Origin of the sequence: Clavibacter nebraskensis NCPPB 2581 (genome assembly GCF_000355695.1) — a bacterium.
GTDB classification, from domain to species: domain Bacteria; phylum Actinomycetota; class Actinomycetes; order Actinomycetales; family Microbacteriaceae; genus Clavibacter; species Clavibacter nebraskensis.
This window is the reverse complement of the sequence record NC_020891.1, coordinates 866,756-887,802: the sequence shown is the minus strand read 5'-3', so window position 1 is coordinate 887,802 and position 21,047 is coordinate 866,756. Positions and strand designations below refer to the sequence as shown.

Genomic DNA, 21,047 nt, shown 5'->3' with positions numbered 1-21,047 from the left:
CGTGACGGCGCGACGGCGTCCGCGGAGGTCACCAGGTGATCCCGCCGTCGGCGGAGATGCTGACGGCGTCGCCGGTGAGCAGCCAGACGTCGCGACCGGCGGCCGAGATGGCCACGGAGCCGCTGGTGGGGGCGGCCGCCGCGCAACCGAGCACGCTCACGGCACCCGAGGCCGGGACGATGCGGCCGACGCTCGTGCCCGCGCAGGATCCGGCGGTGCCGGCCGTGAGGATGCCGTCCGTGCCCAGCGCGAGCGCGAGGACCCCCGGGGCGTCGATCAGCCGGAAGTCGCCGCTGCCCGAGCGGACGTGCAGCGCGCCGGAGCCGCAGAGCATCGCGGCCGCCTGGCCGCTGTCGACGACCTGGACGGCGTCGTCACACGGAGCGTCCCGGGGGCCCTGGACGAGCTGCACCGTGCCGGGCTGCGCGGGGTCGACGTACGCCGTCGTCGCCGTGAGCGCCGACGCGTCGCGCCAGAACTCGCCGCCCGTGAAGCTCTGGAGCGTTGTGCGGGTGCATGCCGCCGTCACGTCCGCGACGACGCTGCCGACGTCCGGGCTGTCCACCTGCAGCGCGAGGATCCGGCGCGCGTCGAAGGAGCCCGTCGAACGGGTGTCCCAGGTGCGGCCCGCGTCGATGGTGGTCTGGATGCGGGCGGGCTCGCCCGTGCAGGAGCCGCCCGTGGTGCGCCACGCGACCTCGGCGTTCCCCGCCGCGAGGAAGACCGTCGGGGCGGCCACCGTCGTGGTCGGTGCGGCGCTGGGCGCGGGCGTCGGGGTCGCGGCGGCGTCGGTGCTGGCGGCGGAGGGCGCGGGGGCGGCCGTGCCCCCGTCGGTCGGCCCGCCGCCCGTGCGGGTCACCGCGGCCGAGACGAGGATCAGGTCGATGGCGAGGAAGGCGACCACCGCGGTCACGCCGACTCCGGGGATGATGCGGCCGAGCGAGGGACGACGGCGCCGGGCACGACCCGTGACCGCCATGGGCTTCCGGCCGTCGGGCGCGGTCCTAGCCACGAGCGGCTCCCGCGGGTCGAGGGGCGCGGTGGTCGGACGTGCGTCCTGGCAGGTGGCGCGGCGGCGCCTCGGCGTGAGCCGACATGGTGTCTCCCGGTGTGGCGGGCATCGTGCGGCACGCGGACCGCCCACCCTCTCGGGCGGCCGGATCCGGTCCGCGCCCCGACGACGAGCCGGGACGCGCTCCTCCGGTGGAGCAGGGCCCGGTCGGCGCATCGGGAGATGCGGGTCGAGCGGTGGTGTCACCCGGATCGTACAGGCCCCCACGGAGCCCGCCGGGACGACACGTGTCGGCGGCGGGTCCGGCGGCCGGTCAGGGAGCGGCCGGGCTCGTGCTGTCGGAGCTCTCGGGCCGCACGTAGGAATAGCCGTACTGGCCGTAGCCGTACGCGTCCGGGCCCTTGGTCGGGAGCATCGTCAGCACGACGCCCAGGACCTCGGCGCCGACGCTGTTCAGCGACTCGATGGCCGCGTGGACCTGGCCCCGGTGTGCGCGACCGGACGACACGACGAGGATCGCCCCGCCCGCGCTCTTCGACAGGACCGCGCTGTCGGTGACGGGCAGCAGCGGCGGCGCGTCGATGAGCACGGTGTCGAACTCGGCCTCGAGCTCCTTCAGGAGCGTGACCATGGTGCGCGAGCCCAGCAGCTCGCTCGGGTTCGGCGGGATCTGGCCCGCCGGCAGCACGAACATGTTGCGGTTGCCCCACGGCTGCAGGACGTCCTTGAGCTCGGCGCGGCCGATGAGCACGTCGGTGAGACCGACCGCGCCCTCGAGCCCGAGGTACGACGCGAGCTTGGGACGGCGCAGGTCCGCGTCGACGACGGCGACGCGCGCACCCGCGTCGCTCAGGGCGATGGCGAGGTTGGCGCTCGTCGTGGACTTGCCCTCCGACTCGACCGCGCTCGTGATGACGAAGCTGCGCGCGCGACCGCCGAAGTCGAGGAACTGCAGGTTGGTGCGCAGGCTGCGGAAGGACTCGGCGCGCGGGCTGCGCGGATCCGACTGCACGATGAGCGGGCGCTCCTTGGCCTTCGGGTCGTAGGCGATGCCGCCGAGGATGGGCGCGTGCGTGACGAGGCGCAGGTCGTGCTCCCCGCGGATCCGGGTGTCGAGCGTGGCGCGCAGCACGGCGGCGGCCACACCGAGCGCGAGCCCGATGAGCCCGCCCAGCGCGAGGTTCAGCGGGACCTGCGGGGAGACGGGCGATGCCGGGATCCGGGCCTCCTGCAGGGTCGTTATCTTCACCTGCGCCTGCCCGTTGGCGTCGAGCGGCGTGAGCTCGGCGACGACGTCGGTGAAGCTCCTCGCCACCGCGTTGGCGATGGTGGCGGCCGCCTCGGCCTTCTCATCCTCGACGGAGATCTGGATGATGACGGTGTCTGCCGCCGCGGTGGCGGTGATCTTCGGCGCGAGCGACTCCGCCGTCGCGTCGAGGCCCAGCTGGGCGATGACCGGCTCCAGCACGACGGGCGTCGCCACCACGTCGGCGTAGCTCTTGACCGCCTGCTGCGTGAACGTGCTGCCCTGGCTCAGGTCCTGCACGGTGCCGGCCGACTGCGTCGAGACGAACACCTTGGACGACGCCCGGTACTCGGGCGTCTGCACGAGCGAGTAGCCGGCGGCCGCCCCCACTCCGAGCAGAAGTACCAACAGGATCAGGATCCATGACCGTCGCAGGATCCGGATGTACTCACGCAGTTCCACAGGCGATCCCCCTCGTCGATCGAGCGCCCCCCAGCGGCGCCCCCGTCCCATGCTCCCACAGCCGAGGACCAGCATTGGTTCCCCGGGGCGGTGAATGACGTCACGTGAATGACGCCCCAGCTTCTGGGGCGGTCGATCGGCGGGACGATCGGGCTAGCGTGGATCCGCGCTCAGGCCACCCACCTCCCCGGATGCGCACGGTCGGCCCGCTCACCCGAGGAGGAGGCCAGCACCGTGCTCGACGTCTGCGTCGCCCTCGTGCCGCTCGCCACCCTCGTGCTCACGGGCGCTCTCACCGCGCACGGCCTCCGCTACCTGCGGGACTGACGCGCGTCGCGGCCTTTCCCGCGGCCGGATCAGGCGAAGTCGGCGTCCGGGCCGGCGGGGTAGCCGAACGTCGACGCGCCCACCTCGACGGGGCGGCCGCTCGTGAGCGCTCCCCCGCTCTCCGCCAGGTAGCAGGCGCCGCAGAGCGACATGTACGTGACGTCCTCGCCGTCGATCGCGACCTGGTCGCCGGCGAAGATGAACCGCTCGCCGACCTGGCGCGCGTTGAAGACGGCCTTGCGCCCGCAGCGGCAGATGGTCTTCATCTCCTCGAGGCTGTGCGCGATCTCGAGCAGCCGCCGGCTTCCGGGGAACGCCACCGTCTGGAAGTCGGTGCGGATCCCGTAGGCGATGACCGGCACGTCCTGCAGGATCGCGATCCGCAGCAGGTCGTCCACCTGCGACTCGCGCAGGAACTGCGCCTCGTCGACGAGGAGGCACGCCGTCGGGCCGCCCTTCTCCTGCAGCACGCGCTCGCGGTGGATCCCGAACTCCTGCCATACGTCCGCGTCCGGCTCGAGCAGGAAGTCCACCGGACGACGGACGCCGAGGCGCGACACGATGTCGCGGTCGCCCTTGGTGTCGATAACGGGCTTCGTGAGCAGCACGTGCTGCCCGCGCTCCTCGTAGTTGTAGGCGGCCTGGAGCATCGAGGTGCTCTTGCCGCTGTTCATCGCGCCGAAACGGAAGTAGAGCTTGGCCATCTACCGAAGGTAGCCGTCCTCGGTGGCGCGTTCGATCAGGTCGGACCGCCGACCCGCGATCCTCCCGACGAGGCGGTACTTCGCGCGGACGCGACGGAGGTAGGTCTTCGCGGTCTCGTACTGCACGTTCATGGCCGCGGCGACGGCCTGCGTCGAGCGGCCGGTCACGTAGAGGCGGAGGGCCTGCTCCTCGCCCTGGCTGAGGCGGGGGCTCGCGAAGGCGCGCGCCGCGCGCCCCTCGTCCCCGTGCGTCGTGCCGTCGTCCCGTCGCTGCGCGGATCGCGTCCCTGCGCCGGCCGCGACGGCACGCACCGCGGCCACGATGTCCGCGGCGGGTACCGGCCCCGTCAACAGCGCCGCCGCCCCCGCGTCGACCACGCGGCGACGGACCTCATCGGCGCCCGACCGCGACAGCACCACGACGGCGGCACCCGCCGCGCGGCAGGAGCGGATGCGGCCCTCGAGGCTGACGGCGTCGGCGAGGTCGTAGTCGACGACCACGACGTCCGTCGGGAAGCGCGGCGAGCGCACCAGCTGGAGCCAGCCCGTCGTGCTCACCACGACGTCGATCTCGGGAGCCCGGCGGCGGAGGATCGCGCAGACCTCGTCCAGCGCGCGCTCGTGTCCCATGAGCACGCCGACCCGCACGGGCTGCGGCGACGACCGCCCGGAGGCATCGCGCGTGCCAACCCCGGGGTCGCGCAGGGTGTTCATGCCAAAACCTTAGCCAGGGAGCGCGTCGGGACGGCATGCGGGGGCGTGGGTGGACACCTCGGCGCCCCGCTCCCCCGTCGTCAGAACAGCGTGGCCTGCGTCGCGGATGCGGCCGGGAGCGACGCGGCGACGAGCGGGCCCGGGGCGGGCGCCTGCGTCCAGCTGCCGCGACCGCGTGCCGTCGTGGCGCGGCTGTCCGCGCCCTCCTGGCTCCAGCCGGGACGCGGCCGGCCGCCCATCGGCGCGCGGGCCGCCTCGACGCCCGGCAGGTCGGCGCGGGACAGGACGCCGCCGGTGCGCGGATCCACCCGCCCGCCGCCGAGCCCGTGCCGCCGGACCAGCGGATACAGGCGCGCCTTCAGCCAGGACCGGTACGCCTGCGGGGCGTACGCACCGCGCGCGTAGAGGTCGAGGTAGCGGCCCACGAGATCCGGACGCTCGCGCTCGAGCCACTGGAGGTACCACTCCTTCACCCCCGGCTTGAGGTAGAGCGCGGAGTAGAGGACGCGCGTGCCGCCGGCCTCGCGGATGCGCGTGAGCGCGTGGTCGAGGTGCTCGACGGAGTCCGTGAGCATGGGCAGGATCGGCATCATGAACACGGTGCAGTCGAGGCCCGCCTCGCGGATCGCCGTGACCGTCGCGAGGCGCGCCGCGGTCGTGGGCGTGCCCGGCTCCACCGACTGCTGCAGGTCGTCGTCGAGCACGGCGATGCTCATCGCGAGGTCCACCGGCACCGACGCCGACGCCTCCCGCAGCAGCGGGAGGTCGCGGCGGAGCAGCGTGCCCTTGGTGAGGATGGACAGCGGCGTGCCCGACGACGCGAGCGCCGCGATGATGCCGGGCATGAGCGCGTAGCGGCCCTCGGCACGCTGGTACGGATCCGTGTTGGTGCCCAGCGCGACCGCGTCGTGCGTCCACGTGGGCTTCGCGAGCTCCCGGGCGAGCACCTCGGCGACGTTGACCTTGACGACGATCTGGTCGTCGAAGTCGCGGCCCCCGTCGAGGTCGAGGTACTCGTGCGTCGGGCGCGCGAAGCAGTAGACGCAGGCGTGCGTGCAGCCGCGGTAGGGGTTGATGGTCCAGCCGTACGGCATGACCTTCGACTCCCCCGGCACGCGGTTGAGGGCCGACTTCGCGAGCACCTCGTGGAACGTCACGCCCTGGAACTCCGGGGTGCAGACGCTCTGCACGAGGTTGCTCAGGCGGGCCAGCCCGGGCAGCGCGTCCACGCTCGCGTCGGACAGTCTCTGCGCGCTCCATCTCATGCGCTCATTCGAACACACTTTCGAACCTCGCGCGAGCGGGCGGCCGCGTGATCGCGACCGTCCGCGCCCGTCAGTGCTGGAGCTCGAGGACCTCCGCGGTCTCCTGGATGATCTTCGGCGTCTTCTTGGGGTCCGACGCGACGAGGGTGCCGTAGTTCGGGATCATGCGCGTGAGCGGCTTCTTCCAGCCGGCGATGCGGTCGGGGAAGCAGCGCTCGAGGACGTCGAGCATGATCGGGACGGCCGTCGACGCCCCCGGCGACGCGCCGAGGAGGCCCGCGATGCTGCCGTCGGCCGCCGCGATGACCTCGGTGCCGAACTGCAGCACGCCGCCCTTCTCCGCGTCCTTCTTCATGACCTGCACGCGCTGGCCGGCGGTGACCTGGTACCAGTCCTTCGGGTCGGCCGTGGGCATGAACTCGCGGAGCGCGTCGAACTTCGTCTCCTTGGAGGCGATGAGCTGGCTGACGAGGTACTTGATGAGGCTCAGGTTGTCCTTTGCGACGGCGAGCATCGGGATGATGTTGTGCGGCCGGATCGACGTGAACAGGTCGAGCAGCGAGCCCTTCTTGAGGAAGCGCGGGCTGAAGCCGGCGTAGGGCCCGAAGAGCAGGGAGGTCTCGCCGCCCACCACGCGCGTGTCGAGGTGCGGCACGGACATGGGCGGCGATCCGATGGCGGCCTTGCCGTAGACCTTCGCCCGGTGCTTGGCGACGATCTCGGGGTCGTCCGTGCGGAACCACTCGCCGCTGATGGGGAACCCGCCGAAGCCCTTGATCTCGGGGATGCCCGACTTCTGCAGCAGGTGCAGCGCGCCGCCGCCCGCGCCGATGAAGACGAACCTCGCGTCCACCTCCACGGTGGAGCGGCCGACGTCGTTGCGGACGCGGAGATGCCAGCTGCCGTCGGGGTTCTTCGACAGGCCGCGGACCTCGTGGTTGAGGTGCAGGGCCGCGCCGTGCTCCGTGAGGTAGTCGATGAGCTTGTTCGTGAGCGCGCCGAAGTCGACGTCGGTGCCGCCCTCGAAGCGCGTGGCGGCGATGACCTCGGACTTGTCGCGCTGGAGCACGAGGAGCGGGGCCCAGGAGTGGATGACCGCGGGGTCCTCCGTGTACTCCATGGCCTCGAAGAGGGGGTGCGCGCGCATGGCGTCGAAGCGGCGGCGCAGGTACTTCGCGTTCTCCTCGCCGCGCACGAACGTCATGTGCGGGGTGGGGTTGATGAACTCCTTGGGCTCCGGCACGGCACCCGCCGTGACGAGGTGCGCCCAGAACTGGCGGGAGAGCTGGAACTGCTCGTTGATGCGGGTCGCGGACCCGATCTCGATCTTCCCGTCCTTCTCCGGCGTGTAGTTCAGCTCGCAGAGGGCAGCGTGGCCCGTGCCCGCGTTGTTCCACGGGTTGCTCGACTCCATGGCCACCTCACCGAGGCGCTCGAAGATCTGGATGGTCCAGTCCGGTTCGAGCTGCTTGATGAGGGTGCCGAGCGTCGCGCTCATGATGCCCCCGCCGACGAGGACGACGTCTACCGGTTCCGCTGTATCACTCACCGGATCAGTGTACGCCCGCCCTCTCGGGCCCCCTCGGGGGCCGCGGGAGAAGGTACGGGCTACCTCACGAGCGCTGGTGGGGAGGGATCAGCGGCGGGCCGCGACGACCTCGGCGATCTGCACGGCGTTGAGCGCGGCGCCCTTGCGGAGGTTGTCGTTGCTGATGAACAGGGCGAGTCCGCGGCCCTCGGGTGCGCCCTCGTCGGCGCGGATGCGTCCGACGTAGCTGGGGTCGGTGCCGGCCGCCTGGAGCGGCGTGGGGATGTCGGACAGCTCGACGCCGGGCGCCGTGGCGAGGAGCTCGATCGCGCGGGCGACGCTCAGCGGCGACGCGAACTCGGCGTTGACGGAGAGCGAGTGGCCCGTGAAGACGGGGACGCGCACGCACGTGCCGCTGACGAGGAGGTCGGGGAGCCCGAGGATCTTGCGACTCTCGTTGCGGAGCTTCTTCTCCTCGTCGGTCTCGAAGAGGCCGTCGTCGACGATGCTGCCGGCGAGCGGGATCACGTCGAAGGCGATGGGGCGCTGGTACACGGCGGGCGCGGGGAGCTCGACGGCGCGGCCGTCGTGGACGAGGCGGCGGAGGGCTCCCGGGCCCGCGGCGACGGCGGCCTCGGCCTGGCCCGCGAGCTCCTCGGCACCGACGAGGCCGGATCCGGAGACGGCCTGGTACGTGCTCACGACGAGGCGGGTGAGCCCGGCCTCCTCGTGCAGCACCTTGAGGACGGGCATCGCGGCCATGGTGGTGCAGTTCGGGTTGGCGATGATGCCGCGACGCGCGTCGTCGATGGCCTCCGGGTTGACCTCGGAGACGACCAGCGGGACCTCGGGGTCCATGCGCCAGGCGCTGGAGTTGTCGATGACGAGCACGCCCGCCTCGGCGAAGCGGGGCGCCTGCGCGCGCGACGTGGTGCCGCCCGCGGAGAAGAGCGCGATGTCGAGGCCCGTGGGATCGGCCGTCGCCGCGTCCTCCACGGTGATGTCGCGGCCGGCGAAGGGGAGCGTCGTGCCGGCGGAGCGCGCCGAGGCGAAGAAGCGGATCTCGGCGACGGGGAACGCGCGCTCCTCGAGGAGGCGGCGCATGACGGCGCCGACCTGGCCGGTGGCGCCGACGACGCCGACGCGGAGGCCGGGGGTCTCCGATGCGGGGGCGGCGGATCCGGCGGGTGCGGTGTCGGTCACGGGTGTCTCCTCCTGCGGTGCGCGGACGCGCGGGTCGGGCGGGTGCGGGTCAGCGGCCGGTGCCGGCGTGGACGACGGCGACGTCGTCCGCGTCGAGCCCGAACGCGTGGTGGACGACGCGCACGGCCTCGTCGATGGTGTCGGCGCGCGTGACGACCGAGATGCGGATCTCGCTGGTGGAGATCATCTCGATGTTGATGCCGGCCTCCGACAGCGCGGTGAACAGCTGCGCCGAGACGCCCGCGTTGGTGCGCATGCCGGCGCCGACGAGCGCGAGCTTGCCGATCTGGTCGTCGTGCTGCAGGCCGGTGAAGCCGACCTCGTCCTTCTCGGCGGCGAGGACCGTGAGGACGCGCTGCGCGTCGGACTTCGGGAGCGTGAACGAGATGTCGGTGAGGCTCGTGGCGGCGGCCGACACGTTCTGCACGATCATGTCGATGTTCGCGCCGGTCTTGGCGACGATGGTGAAGATCTGCGCGGCCTTGCCCGGCACGTCGGGGACGCCGACCACCGTGACCTTGGCCTCGCTGAGGTCGGCGGCGACGCCGACGATGACGGGCTCTTCCACATTCTCTCCATCCGTGGGGTTGTAGACGATGGTGCCCTCGTTGTGCGTGAACGAGGAGCGGACGTGCAGCAGGACGCCGTGCCGGCGGGCGTACTCGACGGCGCGGATGTAGAGGACCTTCGCGCCGGACGCCGCGAGCTCGAGCATCTCCTCGCTCGTGATGCGGTCGATCTTGCGGGCGAGCGGCACGACGCGCGGGTCGGCCGTGAAGATTCCGTCGACGTCGGTGTAGATCTCGCAGACGTCGGCGCCGAGGGCCGCCGCGAGCGCGACCGCCGTGGTGTCGGATCCGCCGCGGCCGAGCGTGGTGATGTCGCCCGTGCCGCGGTTGAAGCCCTGGAAGCCGGCGACGATGGCGATGGCGCCCTCGCCGAGGGCGTCGCGGACGCGGCCCGGGGTGACGTCGACGATGCGGGCGGCGCCGTGCTGGGCGTCGGTGATCATGCCGGCCTGGCTGCCCGTGAACGAGCGCGCGTCGTAGCCCATGCTCTTGATGGCCATGGCGAGCAGCGCCATGGAGATGCGCTCGCCCGCGGTGAGGAGCATGTCGAGCTCGCGCGGCGCGGGGATGGGCGTGACCTCGTGGGCCAGGTCGAGCAGCTCGTCCGTCGAGTCGCCCATGGCGGAGACGGCGACGACGACGTCGTTGCCGGCCTTGCGGGTGGCGACGATGCGCTTCGCGACGCGCTTGATGCTCTCGGCATCGGCCACCGACGATCCGCCGAACTTCTGCACGATGAGGCTCACGGGCGACTCCTGGGGTTCGGGTGGGCGCGGGAGGCCCGGTTCACGATTGTAGGGCGGGGGCGATCGGCGGTCCCGCCGTGTGACGGCATGCGCCGGCTGGTGCGCCGTCGGGTCACTCCCCCACGAGGCGTCGGCCCTCGAAGGCCCGGCCGAGGGTGACCTCGTCGGCGTACTCGAGGTCGCCGCCGACGGGGAGGCCGGAGGCGAGGCGCGTGACGCGGATGTCGAAGGTGGAGAGCAGCCGCGAGAGGTAGGTGGCGGTCGCCTCGCCCTCGAGGTTCGGATCCGTGGCGATGATGACCTCGGTGACCGTGGCGTCGGCGAGGCGCTGCATGAGCTGGCGGATGCGGAGGTCGTCCGGTCCGATGCCGTCGATGGGGCTGATGGCCCCGCCGAGGACATGGTAGAGCCCGCGGAACTCGCGGGTGCGCTCGATGGCGACGACGTCCTTCGCCTCCTCGACCACGCAGATGGTGGCGGGGCTGCGGCGGGGATCCCGGCAGATGCCGCAGGTCTCCTCCTCGCTGACGTTGCCGCAGATGGCGCAGAAGCGCACCTTGTCGCGGACCACCGTGAGCACCTCGGCCAGGCGCGAGACGTCGAACGTCTCGGTCTGGAGGATGTGGAACGCGATGCGCTGGGCGGACTTCGGGCCGATGCCCGGCAGGCGGCCGAGCTCGTCGATCAGCTCCTGGACGATTCCCTCGTACATGCGGCGCTAGTCCTGACCTGTGGGGTGGATGGTGGGGCGGGCCTTGCGCTCGACGGGCTTCTCCTCGATGAAGCTCGCCTGCAGGATCTCGCGGACGACGGACTCGCCGTAGCGCTGGGGCGCCGCGGACGCCGGGGCGGTGGGGGGCGCGGACCTCACGTCGGCGGGCGCCGCGTCCGGCCGAGGAGCGGATCCGGGGGCGGCGGCCGGCGGCTGCTGCGCGGGGTCGGATCGGGCGACGGGCGGTGCCGCGTCCGGCGATGCGCCGCCGGTGGCCCAGCCGGGCTCGGCGGGGCCGAACTCGTCGGGCTCCGGCTCCTCGAAGTCGGGGACGTGGGCGTCGGGCACGACCGACGACCCGCGCGCGGGCGAGCCGGAGGCCGTGGTGCGCGGGGCGGCGGTCGGTGCAGCCGGCGGGACCGCGGGGGCCGCGGGGGCGGAACGCTCGGGACGGGAGGCGGGTGCCCGGACGGCGGGTGCCTCGGACGCGCCGGGGTCGGACGTGGGGATGGCCACCGTCGCCCATCCGCCGCCGGCCGGCGTCGTCTTCGCGGGCGGGGTGGTCTTCGCCGGGGTCGTCGGGCTCGCGGACGGGGCCGCCGACGCCGACGGGGCGGCGGGGACGAACGACGCGGTGGGGCTCCCCGCTTCCGGGCGCGTGCCGGTCGTCGCCGTGCGGGTCGTCGTCGGGGCGGAGGTGTCGGGCGCGGGCGACCCGGATCCGCCGCCGCTCGGAGCCGCGGTGCCCACGGGAGCGGAGGTGCCCCCGTGGGGCTCGACGCGCGCGATGAACTTCACGCGGATGCCGAGCACGTCGAGGATGGCGGTGCGCAGGATGTCGCTGACGCCCTGGCCGGGAGCGCCGCGCTCCTTGAACCTCTCCGCGTCGTTCGCGCTGATGAAGGATAGGGTGAGCACGTCGTCGGCGAGGGCGCGCGGCGTGGCCGTGACGGCGACGAGCCAGGCGCTGCGCTTGGCCTTCTCGACCGCCTCGACGACCGACGGCCAGGAGTCGCGGAGCTGCTCGAACGTGACCGGCCCGACGGGCGCGGCCGCGGCGGGAGCTGCCGACGCCTCTTCGGTGGGAGCGCTCGGCCCCGACGACGACACGACCGGGGACGGCTCGACGGGAGCGGACGACGGCGGTGCCGCGGGCGACGCGGCGGAGCCGGTCTCCGTCGGCGTCGCGACGGGGGCCGGATCGGGAGCCGCGGCCGGAGCCGGCGCGGCCACGGGAGCCGGCGGTGCGACGGGAGCGGGAGCCGCCGCGGGCGCGGGGGCCGGAGCCTTCGACGGAGCCGTCGCGACGGCGGCGGGCGCCGGAGCCGCCGCCGCGTCGGCGACGCCGACCCTGCGCTCGAGGCGCTCGACCCGGGCGAGGGCGCCGCGGTGCGTGTCGTCACTGGCGGGCACCAGCACCCGCGCGACCAGCAGCTCGAGGTGGAGGCGCGGCGACGTGGCGCCGGTCATCTCGGTGAGGGCGGCGTTGACCACGTCGGCGGCGCGGGACAGCTCGACGGCGCCGAACGCGACGGCCTGCGCGCGCATGCGCTCGAGCTCGTCCTCCGGGGTGCCGCGCAGCACGGCCGCGGCGCCCTCGGCGGAGGTGGCGCCGACGATGATGAGGTCGCGGAGGCGCTCGAGGAGGTCCTCCACGAAGCGGCGCGGATCCTGGCCGGTCTGGATGACCCGGTCGACCCCCGCGAACGCGGCGGCCGCGTCGTGCCGCGCGACCGCGTCGATGACCTCGTCGAGCAGCGCCGCGTGCGTGTAGCCGAGCAGGGCGACGGCGCGCTCGTACTCCACGCTCTCGTCCTCCGAGCCCGCGATGAGCTGGTCGAGCAGGGAGAGGGTGTCGCGCACCGATCCCCCGCCGGCGCGCACGACGAGCGGCAGGACGCCGGGCGCCACCTCGACGCTCTCCTCGCGCGCGAGGTGCTCCACGTAGTCGAGCATCTGCGCGGGCGGCACGAGGCGGAACGGGTAGTGGTGCGTGCGGGAGCGGATGGTGCCGATGACCTTGTCGGGCTCCGTGGTGGCGAAGATGAACTTCACGTGCTCCGGCGGCTCCTCCACGATCTTCAGCAGCGCGTTAAAGCCCTGCGGCGTGACCATGTGCGCCTCGTCGAGGATGAAGATCTTGTAGCGGTCGCGCGCCGGCGCGAAGACCGCGCGCTCGCGGATGTCGCGCGCGTCGTCGACGCCGTTGTGGCTCGCGGCGTCGATCTCGACCACGTCGAGGGATCCGCTGCCGTCGCGGCTGAGCTCGACGCAGCTGGGGCAGACGCCGCACGGGGTGTCGGTGGGACCCTCGGCGCAGTTGAGGCAGCGCGCGAGGATGCGGGCCGACGTGGTCTTGCCGCAGCCGCGCGGGCCGCTGAACAGGTACGCGTGGTTGACGCGGTTGGTGCGGAGCGCGGTGCGCAGCGGATCCGTCACCTGCGTCTGGCCGATGAGCTCGGCGAAGTTCTCTGGCCGATAACGGCGATACAGGGCGGTGACCACGAGCCTCAGGATACCGGGCACCCCCGACCGCCCGGCCGCCGGGGCGTCAGGTCTCGGCCGGGACCTCGGCGGGCGCGGCTGGGGAGGAGCGGCGCGCGCGCAGCTCGCGGATCCGGCCGGGCGCCTCCGCGCGGACGCGGCGGGCGAGCGCCAGCCCCTCGCGCCACGTCGCGTCGCGGATGAAGAGGAAGTCGAGCGCGATCATCGCGAGGGAGAACGGCCAGAGGCCCAGCAGGATCCCGATCATGACGTGCATGCCCGTGATGACCACGAGCGCGACGACTCGGGTCGGCCGCCACAGGACGAGCAGCGGGAACAGGCCCTGGAACGCGACCGCCACGAAGCTCGCCAGCACCACGCCGACGCTCGCCTGCGCCACCAGGTCGCTCAGCCACGGCCACGGCCGGTACCCCTCGATGAGCAGCGAGTAGTAGGTGGCGGATCCGTCGCGCCACTCCGGCCCCTGCAGCTTGAGGATCGCCGAGTTCACGTACACGAGCATGATCTGGTACGCGCAGAGCACCAGCGCGGTGTTGTGCAGGAGCACGCGCACGAGCCGCGGGATCCGGTCGACCGCCGTCCGCGCCGCCTCGACGTGGAGCGCCGGCGCCCGCCGCACGGTCCCCGCTTCGGTCGCCTCGCGTTCGCGGCGCCGCCGGACCGCGTCCAGCGACAGGTGCCGGGACAGGTCGGCGAAGAGGACGAAGAAGAGGGTGAGGCGGAGGACCGTGTCGCCGCCGTTGGTGAGGAGCGTGCTGTTCGTCGACAGGCCGATCCAGAAGAGGAGGAGGAACGGGGTCACGATGCGCGTGCGCCACCCGAGCGTGAACAGCGCGGCGAGCACGACGAGCACGAGGTACGCCAAGTCGAAGAGCGTGGCGTCGGTCTTCGAGAAGAGGCCCGTGAAGATCGGGAGCCAACCGCGGCGGGTCGCCTCGGGGTCGATGAACCGGGATCCGACGCCCCACAGGTAGTGGCGGTCGGCGAAGCACGTGACCAGCACCAGGAGGATCACGGCGCCGAGGGTGATGCGGAGCGCGGCGAAGCTGAAGGTGGCGTGCTCCCGCTCGGTCATCCAGGTGGCGACGCCGCGGGGCCAGCCGCGCGGGTCGCGGAGCGCCGTGAGCAGCTCGCGGTCCTGCAGCAGCCGGCGGACGCGGGCGGCGCGCGCGGAGGGGACGGCGCGGACGGTCCGGCTGCGTCCCGCCCACGATCCGGCGGCCACCGCCTTCGGGGTCGACGCGGTCTCGTGCGTCCTCGCGCTCATCGGGCGTACCTCTCCACGATCCCCTGGTAGACGCTGAGCGCCTGCGGGTCGATCACGTCGTCCGCCTCGCGCCACCCGAAGGTGCGCGTCGAGGGGGTGAACTGCTGCTGGTCGTCGGACCGGTGGGCGAAGTCGTTGGGACGCTCGGTCGCGACGCGCCAGCGCACGCGCTCGATGTCGCGGCCGAACCACGCCGTGGCCCAGTAGGTCGTGAACTCCTTGAGCACGTAGTCCGCGCGGAGCATCGTGATCACGCGGCCGCGGCCGCCCTCGTCGAGGGCGGAGAGCTGGTCGATGAGGGAGACGGCGGTCTTGGCCGCGAACCCCGAGTCGGTATCGGCGCGGCGGATGAAGGTGTCCTGCACGATCGCCTGCTGCTCGGGGGTGAGGCCCCGGAACCGCTCCGTGTAGGTCTTGAGCAGGTTCGCGCTCTGCTTCACGGTGCGCGCGGGCTGGATCTCGCCCTCCCCCGCCGCGTACTCGGCGCGGGTGATGTCCAGCCACTCGCTCTTGACGAGGGCACCCGAGTCGTCGCGCCACTGGGCCTGCATCTGGAGGTGGCGGTTCGTCTTCTGGATCGACGGGGCGAACACGTTCCACTGCTGGCTGAAGTACGGGCGCGCGGCGGCGGTGAGGGCGCGGGTGGCGTCGCCCTGCGGGACGACCGTGAGGATCGAGGTGGCCACGTAGATCGCGACGACGACGGCCGCGAGGGCGGTGCCGATGCGGGCGCCGAGCGTGAGGCGCGGCGTCGCGGGGTCCGCGGGTGATGCGGGTTCGGTGGGCGGTGGGGTCGACGACGACGTGGCGTCGTCGACCTGGTGGTCGACGTCGTGGTCGTGGGTCGTGTCGGTCATCGTGCGCCGTCCCCCTCGTGCGTCGGGTGGGTCTTCGTCGTGCGGGTCGTGCCCGTGGAGCGGATCCGGCGGGCGGCCCGACTCTCGCCGGACCGCCCGCCGTCTTCGTGCTCAGCTCGAGCGGATCACGCCCGTCGGCTGCGGCCGCGGTGCAGGGCACCGGCACCGGCACCGGCACCGGCACCGGCACCGGTCAGCATCATCAGGAGCGCGATGCCGCCGAGCAGCAGCATCCCGTCGCCGTCGCCGCCTGTGACCGGGAGGATCCCGCCGCCGTAGCCGCCGCTGATCGGCGTGCCGGGCTGGCCAGCCGGGACGGTGGATCCGACGACCCGGAACCGCGTGATCATCTCGTCGGCCATGCCCGAGTCGACACCGACCACCTCGACCCGGTGGTCCCCGAGCTCGAAGTCCGGGCCGATCTCGAACATGAAGGTCGCGCGTCCATCGGCATCCGCGACCATCGGCGTCAGCGGCCTCGGCGTGGAGAACACCGTCGCGTTGAGCGTCTCACCGGGGATGAACCCGAAGGCGTCGACCACCTGCACCGACCCGCTCCCGCGGACGAGCTCCGTGAAGCGGACGACGGCCCGGGTGGGGGCGTCGCCCCCGTCGGTGGATCCGTCGGTCGCGTCGGCGGCGTCCGTGGCGTCGGCCGCGTCCGTGCCGGCGGCGTCCGTCGCGTCAGCCGCGTCGGTACCGGCGGCGTCCGTCGCGTCAGTGCCAGCGGCATCCGTCACGTCGGTGCCAGCAGCATCCGTCGCGTCCGTACCAGCAGGGTCCGTCGCGTCAGCGCCAGCGGCATCCGTCGCATCCGTGCCAGCAGCATCCGTCGCATCGGCGCCAGCAGCGTCCGTCGCGTCCGTGCCAGCAGCGTCGGTCGCGTCCGTGCCAGCAGCGTCCGTCGCGTCCGTACCGGCAGCATCCGTCGCGTCCGTACCGGCAGCATCCGTCGCGTCCGTACCAGCAGCATCCGTCGCGTCAGCGCCAGCAGCATCGGTCGCGTCCGTCGCATCCGCACCAGCGGCGTCGGTCGCGTCTGCGCCAGCGGCGTCGGACGCGTCCGCACCAGCGGCATCCGCGGCGCCGTCGGCGTCGACCGCGTCCGCGTCCACGCCGCCGTCGGTGACGTCCGTGCCGTCGCCGTCCACGTCCACCGCGGCCACGGCGTCGGAGTCGATGCCCTCCTCGCCGGTCACGCCGACGTCGAACTCGACCGTCGCGTCACCGGCGGGAGCGCCGCCGATGGTCTGCGTCGCGATCGCCTCGTAGGATCCGCGCTCCAGGCCGAAGAACGTCACCGAGTAGTTGCCCTCTGCGTCGACCTCCGTGGTGATCGGGTCGAGCCCGAGGATCGAGACCGTCACCGTCCCCAGCGGGTCGGCCGTGCCGGAGATGGGCACGTCCCGGGTCGTCGCCCCGCCGTCGAGCGGGAAGACCTGGAAGTCGAACGGCGAGCCGATGTCCACCGGCACGCCGACCGTGAAGGTCACGGTGTCGGTGCCGACGGCGACGCCGCCGATCGTCTGGGTGACGGTGCCCGTGTAGGTGCCCGCGGGCAGGGCGGGCGTCGCCAACGTGAAGTCGCCATCGTCGTCCACGTCGACGGGAGCCGTCGTCGTGCCGCCGACCGTGAGGGTCACGGCGGCGTCCGGGTCGGCCGTGCCCGTCACCGGGACGGAGACGGTGGTGTCCCCGTCCGGCAGCGGGAGGAAGTCGCCGTCACCGGGGGTCTCGATGACGACCTGGTCGACGCCGGCGATGGAGACGGTGAAGTCGGCCGTGTCCGAGCCCGCGGGGGCGTCGAAGACGGTCTGCGTCACCGTGACGGTGTACCCGGCGGCCGTGAGGCCCGGGAACGTCGCCTCGAAGCGGCCGTCGTCCCCGACCACCTGCGTGACGGGGGTCTGGCCCGTCACCGCGATGAGCACGGAGCCGCGCGGGTCCGCGCTGCCGGTGACGGTCACGTCCACCGCGGTGCCGCCGGCCGGGACCGTGATGTCCTGCCCGTCGGTCGGGGTGTCGATGACCACGGCGACGGCGGGTGCGACGACCGAGAAGGTCACGGTCGCCGTCCCGGAGGCGACGCCGCCGATGGACTGGGTCGCGGTCGCCGTGTAGTCGCCGACCGGGAGGTCGGCGAACAGCACGTCGTAGATCCCGTCGTCACCGACGTGCTCGGTCTGCGGGTCCTGGCCCGGGATCGTCACCGTGACGCTGGCGCGCGGGTCGGCGGCGCCGGTCACGGGGACGTCGGCCGTCGGCACGGCGCCGGCGCTGAGGATCAGGTCGCCGTTCTCCGGCGCGGTGATGGTGACCCCGGCGGCGGGGGCGCCGACCGTGAAGGTCACCGTCTCCGTCCCGCGGACCACGCCGTCGATCGACTGGGTGGCGGTCGCCGTGTAGGTGCCGACCGGCAGGTCGGCGAACGTCACGTCGTAGACGCCGTCCGCGCCGACCAGCTCGGTCTGCGCGGTCTGGCCGGGGATCGTCACGGTGACGGAGGCGCGCGCGTCCGCCGCGCCCTCCACGGGCACGTCGACCGTCGGGTCCGCCGCGGTGGTCAGGAAGACCTGGTCCGCGGTGGGCGTCGTGATCGTGATGTCCGCGGCGGCCGCGGCGATGGTGAAGGTCACCGTCTCGGAGCCCGCGGCCTGCCCGTCGATCGTCTGGGTGACGGTCGCGGTGTAGGTGCCCGCCGGGAGGGCGGGAGGGGTGAGCGTGTAGGCGTTCCCGGGTCCGACCGGCTGCGGTCCGACCGTCTGGCCGCCGACGGTCAGCGTGACCTCGGCGTCGGGGTCGGCGGTGCCGGTGACGGGCACGACGACGGTCGTCTCCCCGGCCGGCAGCTCGATCACCTGGGCGGGCGTCGGCGACGCGATGGTCACGTCGTCGGCCGCGGGGGCCGGGACGGCGCGGACGGTCGAGCGGGCCAGGTCGATGGTCGGCCCGCCGTTCCCGAGCAGCCGCACGCGGAGGGCGGTCACCGAGGAGGAACCGGCGTCGACGCCGTCCCCGTCGACGAACGCGTCCGGCGTCTGCTCGTTGACCGTGAGGCGCACCACCCGGTCGACGACCGGGAAGGCCGGGGCGAGGGCGGTGATCACGCCCGTGCTGACGCCGGTGAGGGCGGTGCCGACGGCCGGCAGCAGGTTGGTGTCCGCGTTCGCGCCGATCAACGCGGTGACGAGGTCGTCGAACAGCGGCGTGAGCAGCGCGAGGTCCACCGTCGCGTTCAGCGGCGGCAGCAGCGCGGTGCGGGTGAGGCTGACAGTGGGCGCCGTGCCGGTCGTGCCGCCGAGCAGGCGGTCGAGCGACAGGTTGACGTCCACGCCGAGCGGGCCGGCGTTCGCGTTGAGCAGGCCCGTCGTGAGCGGCGCGGTGACCGCGACGTTCACCGTGGTGGAGGCGCGGAGCGCGTCCACGAGGCGGTTCGGCAGCACGTCCGTGAAGACGTCCGTGATCGCCGAGTCGACGACGCTCGAGAGGAGCGCCGAGGTCAGGACCGAGGTGCCGGCGGCGCGGTCGTTCAGCGCCTGGATCCGGTCGAGGTCCACCGTGATGGTGCCGGCGGACACGTCGATCGAGACCGTGCCGTCCTCGTTCGTGAGGGGCTCGGCGAGCGCGGCCTGCACGACGGCGGCCGTGTCCACGTTCGCCGTGGTCGTGACGGTCGGGGTCCCGACCCGGAGGGCCGAGGTCAGCACGTTCTCCCCGAGGATCTCCTCGAGGAGCGGGCCCGTGGCGGCCGAGACGTCGATGTCAGCGGCGATGCCGGGGGCGATGCCGTCGACGGCCGTCGTGAGCCGCGAGCTGATCTGGGCGACCAGCGGGCTCGTGAGCACGGCCTCGGCCGAGGCGATGTCGTAGTCCGAGGTCGGCGTCCCCGTGCCCGTCGACGTGACGGTGGAGGAGATCGCGCCGAAGCGCAGCGAGAGGTCGGAGAGGGCGTCGTCCGCGCCGATCGAGGCGATGGTCGAGCCGAGGCCGATGACCGTCTGCTGCCCGCCGCCCTGGCCGACCGTGATGGCGCCGCTGTCCGACACGGCTCCCGCCGCGCCCGTGGCGCCGGCCGGTCCCGCGGCCGCGTACTGCTGCAGCACGCCGGCCGCTGCCGCCTGGTCCAGGTCGAGGAGCGAGCCGAGCGTGACACCGGCGGCGAGCTGCGCGTTCGCGAGCCCCCCGAGGACGGTCGCGTCCAGCGGCGCGTCCTCCACCTGCGCGGCGGTGTCACCCGGGCCGTACGAGGCGTATGCGCCGTCGAGGGCGATCACCTGCGGGACGTTCGTCAGGGTCAGGAAGCGTCCCTCGGCCTCCGCCGTGTCCCCCGGTGCGGCGTTCGCGGGCGCGGTGCCCCCGAACGCGACGATCGCCGCGGCGAGCCCGAAGGCCGTCGCGGTCGCCAGCCTGCTTCTGCGGCTGGGCATGTGTAGTGCCATCTGCGTTCCCCTCGATTGCGTGGCCGGCCACGCTCGTGGGGCGCAGCCGTGCATCCCGCGGGGCGGCCCCCACCACACCCACGGTCATCGAAGGCTCGCATCCGCTCGCGGGGCCGACAACACTGCAGGGCACTGGTGTGCACGCTCGCGGGCACGCAGTCGGTTCAGTAGGCGTCCCAGTGGCGCTACTGATCCGCGCGGCCGGCAGCACGAGACGAGGCCCGCGATGCGATCGGATCACGGGCCTCGGGGACGGCGCGGAGAGGGCGGGGTCAGTCCGCGGTCGCCGCAAGCGACTGCCGGGCGATCTCGAGCTCCTCGTCGGTGGGGATCACGAGCACCGCGACGGGCGAGCCCTCGGGGCTCACGAAGCGCGCCTCGGAGCTGATGAGCTCGTTGCGGTCGTCGTCGATGGCGAGCCCCATGAACTCGAGCCCGACGAGCGAGCGGCGCCGCACGAGCGGGTTGTTCTCGCCGACGCCCGCGGTGAAGACGACCGCGTCCACCCCGCCGAGCTGCGCCGCGTACGCGCCCACGTAGTGGCGGATCCGATGCCGGTACACCCCGAGCGCGGTCTGCGCGGCCTCGTCGCCGTCGGCCGCGGCGCGCTGCACGTCGCGCATGTCGCCGAGGCCAGTGAGGCCGAGCAGGCCGCTCTTGCGATTCAGCAGCGTCTCGAGTCCGTCGAGCCCGAGGTCGGTGTGGCGGGCGAGGTGGAAGAGGATCGCGGGGTCGATGTCGCCGGAGCGCGTCCCCATCACGAGGCCCTCGAGCGGCGTGAGGCCCATGGAGGTGTCGATGGAGCGGCCGCCCTGCACCGCCGCGGCGGACGCCCCGTTGCCGAGGTGCAGCACGATGATCCGCGTCTCCTCGAGCGGCTTCCCGAGCAGGCGCGCGGCCGCCTCGGAGACGTACTTGTGGCTCGTGCCGTGGAAGCCGTAGCGGCGGATGCGGTGCGCGGCCGCGAGCTCCCGGTCGATCGCGTACGTGTACGCCTCGGCGGGCAGCGTCTGGTGGAACGCGGTGTCGAACACGGCCACGTGCGGGACGTCGGGGAACGCCTGCTGGGCCGCCTCGATCCCCTGCAGCGCGCCGGGGTTGTGCAGCGGCGCGAGCGCGGAGAGGTCGTCGATGTCGGCCTTGACCTGGTCGGTGACGACGGTCGGCTCGACGAACACGTCCCCGCCGTGCACGACGCGGTGGCCGACCGCGACGGGCGGCCCCTCCTCGAGCGACGGGCCGTGCTCCGCGAACGCGTCGAGCATCGCCTGGAAGCCCGCGGTGTGGTCGGCGATGGGCAGCTCGCGCTCCCACGAGTCGCCGCCGGCCTTGTGACGGGTGGATCCGGTCGGCTCGCCGATGCGCTCCACGAGGCCGGACGCGAGCACGGACTCCGAGCCCATCTCGATGAGCTGGTACTTGAACGACGACGATCCGGAGTTGACGACGAGGACGACGGGCACGGGCGGGCTCCTGACGGGTGCGGCGGGT

At 73.3% G+C, this 21,047-nt stretch carries 14 protein-coding genes; all 14 read right to left on the bottom strand.

The window, feature by feature from the left end; translation table 11 throughout:
• Positions 1–28 precede the first annotated feature (28 nt).
• Positions 29–1,012 carry a hypothetical protein gene (locus CMN_RS04240; protein ID WP_227077741.1) on the bottom strand — a complete coding sequence of 328 codons (984 nt, stop codon included), beginning with the start codon at positions 1,010–1,012 and terminating at the stop codon, positions 29–31.
• A gap of 313 nt (positions 1,013–1,325) precedes the next feature.
• Complete coding sequence (locus CMN_RS04235) at positions 1,326–2,720, bottom strand: tyrosine-protein kinase domain-containing protein (protein WP_015489614.1); 1,395 nt, start codon at positions 2,718–2,720, stop codon at positions 1,326–1,328.
• A gap of 356 nt (positions 2,721–3,076) precedes the next feature.
• On the bottom strand, positions 3,077–3,751 hold the full coding sequence (locus CMN_RS04230; RefSeq protein ID WP_015489612.1) for a thymidine kinase: 675 nt from the start codon (positions 3,749–3,751) through the stop codon (positions 3,077–3,079).
• Positions 3,752–4,465: a helix-turn-helix transcriptional regulator gene (locus tag CMN_RS04225; protein ID WP_015489611.1), complete on the bottom strand. Its 714-nt coding sequence runs from the start codon at positions 4,463–4,465 to the stop codon at positions 3,752–3,754.
• 80 nt (positions 4,466–4,545) lie between these two features.
• Positions 4,546–5,730 carry an Rv2578c family radical SAM protein gene (locus CMN_RS04220; protein ID WP_015489610.1) on the bottom strand — a complete coding sequence of 395 codons (1,185 nt, stop codon included), beginning with the start codon at positions 5,728–5,730 and terminating at the stop codon, positions 4,546–4,548.
• Between the two features lie 70 nt (positions 5,731–5,800).
• On the bottom strand, positions 5,801–7,279 hold the full coding sequence (locus CMN_RS04215; protein ID WP_015489609.1) for a malate:quinone oxidoreductase: 1,479 nt from the start codon (positions 7,277–7,279) through the stop codon (positions 5,801–5,803).
• An 87-nt stretch (positions 7,280–7,366) separates the two neighbouring features.
• A complete protein-coding gene (locus tag CMN_RS04210) occupies positions 7,367–8,461 on the bottom strand; it encodes an aspartate-semialdehyde dehydrogenase (RefSeq protein WP_015489608.1) in 1,095 nt (364 codons plus the stop codon).
• A gap of 49 nt (positions 8,462–8,510) precedes the next feature.
• On the bottom strand, positions 8,511–9,776 hold the full coding sequence (locus tag CMN_RS04205) for an aspartate kinase (protein WP_015489607.1): 1,266 nt from the start codon (positions 9,774–9,776) through the stop codon (positions 8,511–8,513).
• Between the two features lie 112 nt (positions 9,777–9,888).
• Positions 9,889–10,488, bottom strand: coding sequence for a recombination mediator RecR (gene recR, locus CMN_RS04200; RefSeq protein ID WP_012297640.1), 600 nt, complete (start codon positions 10,486–10,488; stop codon positions 9,889–9,891).
• 6 nt (positions 10,489–10,494) lie between these two features.
• Positions 10,495–12,993: a DNA polymerase III subunit gamma and tau gene (locus CMN_RS04195; protein ID WP_041465238.1), complete on the bottom strand. Its 2,499-nt coding sequence runs from the start codon at positions 12,991–12,993 to the stop codon at positions 10,495–10,497.
• Positions 12,994–13,039: 46 nt separating this feature from the next.
• A complete protein-coding gene (locus CMN_RS04190; protein WP_015489605.1) occupies positions 13,040–14,260 on the bottom strand; it encodes an HTTM domain-containing protein in 1,221 nt (406 codons plus the stop codon).
• Positions 14,257–15,117 carry a DUF5819 family protein gene (locus CMN_RS04185; RefSeq protein ID WP_015489604.1) on the bottom strand — a complete coding sequence of 287 codons (861 nt, stop codon included), beginning with the start codon at positions 15,115–15,117 and terminating at the stop codon, positions 14,257–14,259. The genes CMN_RS04190 and CMN_RS04185 overlap by 4 nt, the downstream gene beginning before the upstream one ends.
• Positions 15,118–15,242: 125 nt before the next feature.
• Positions 15,243–19,544: a choice-of-anchor G family protein gene (locus tag CMN_RS04180; RefSeq protein ID WP_155119028.1), complete on the bottom strand. Its 4,302-nt coding sequence runs from the start codon at positions 19,542–19,544 to the stop codon at positions 15,243–15,245.
• Positions 19,545–19,828: 284 nt separating this feature from the next.
• The gene (locus tag CMN_RS04175; protein ID WP_015489602.1) at positions 19,829–21,019 is read right to left on the bottom strand and encodes an acetate/propionate family kinase; all 1,191 of its coding nucleotides are present in this window, start codon (positions 21,017–21,019) and stop codon (positions 19,829–19,831) included.
• Positions 21,020–21,047: the final 28 nt, after the last annotated feature.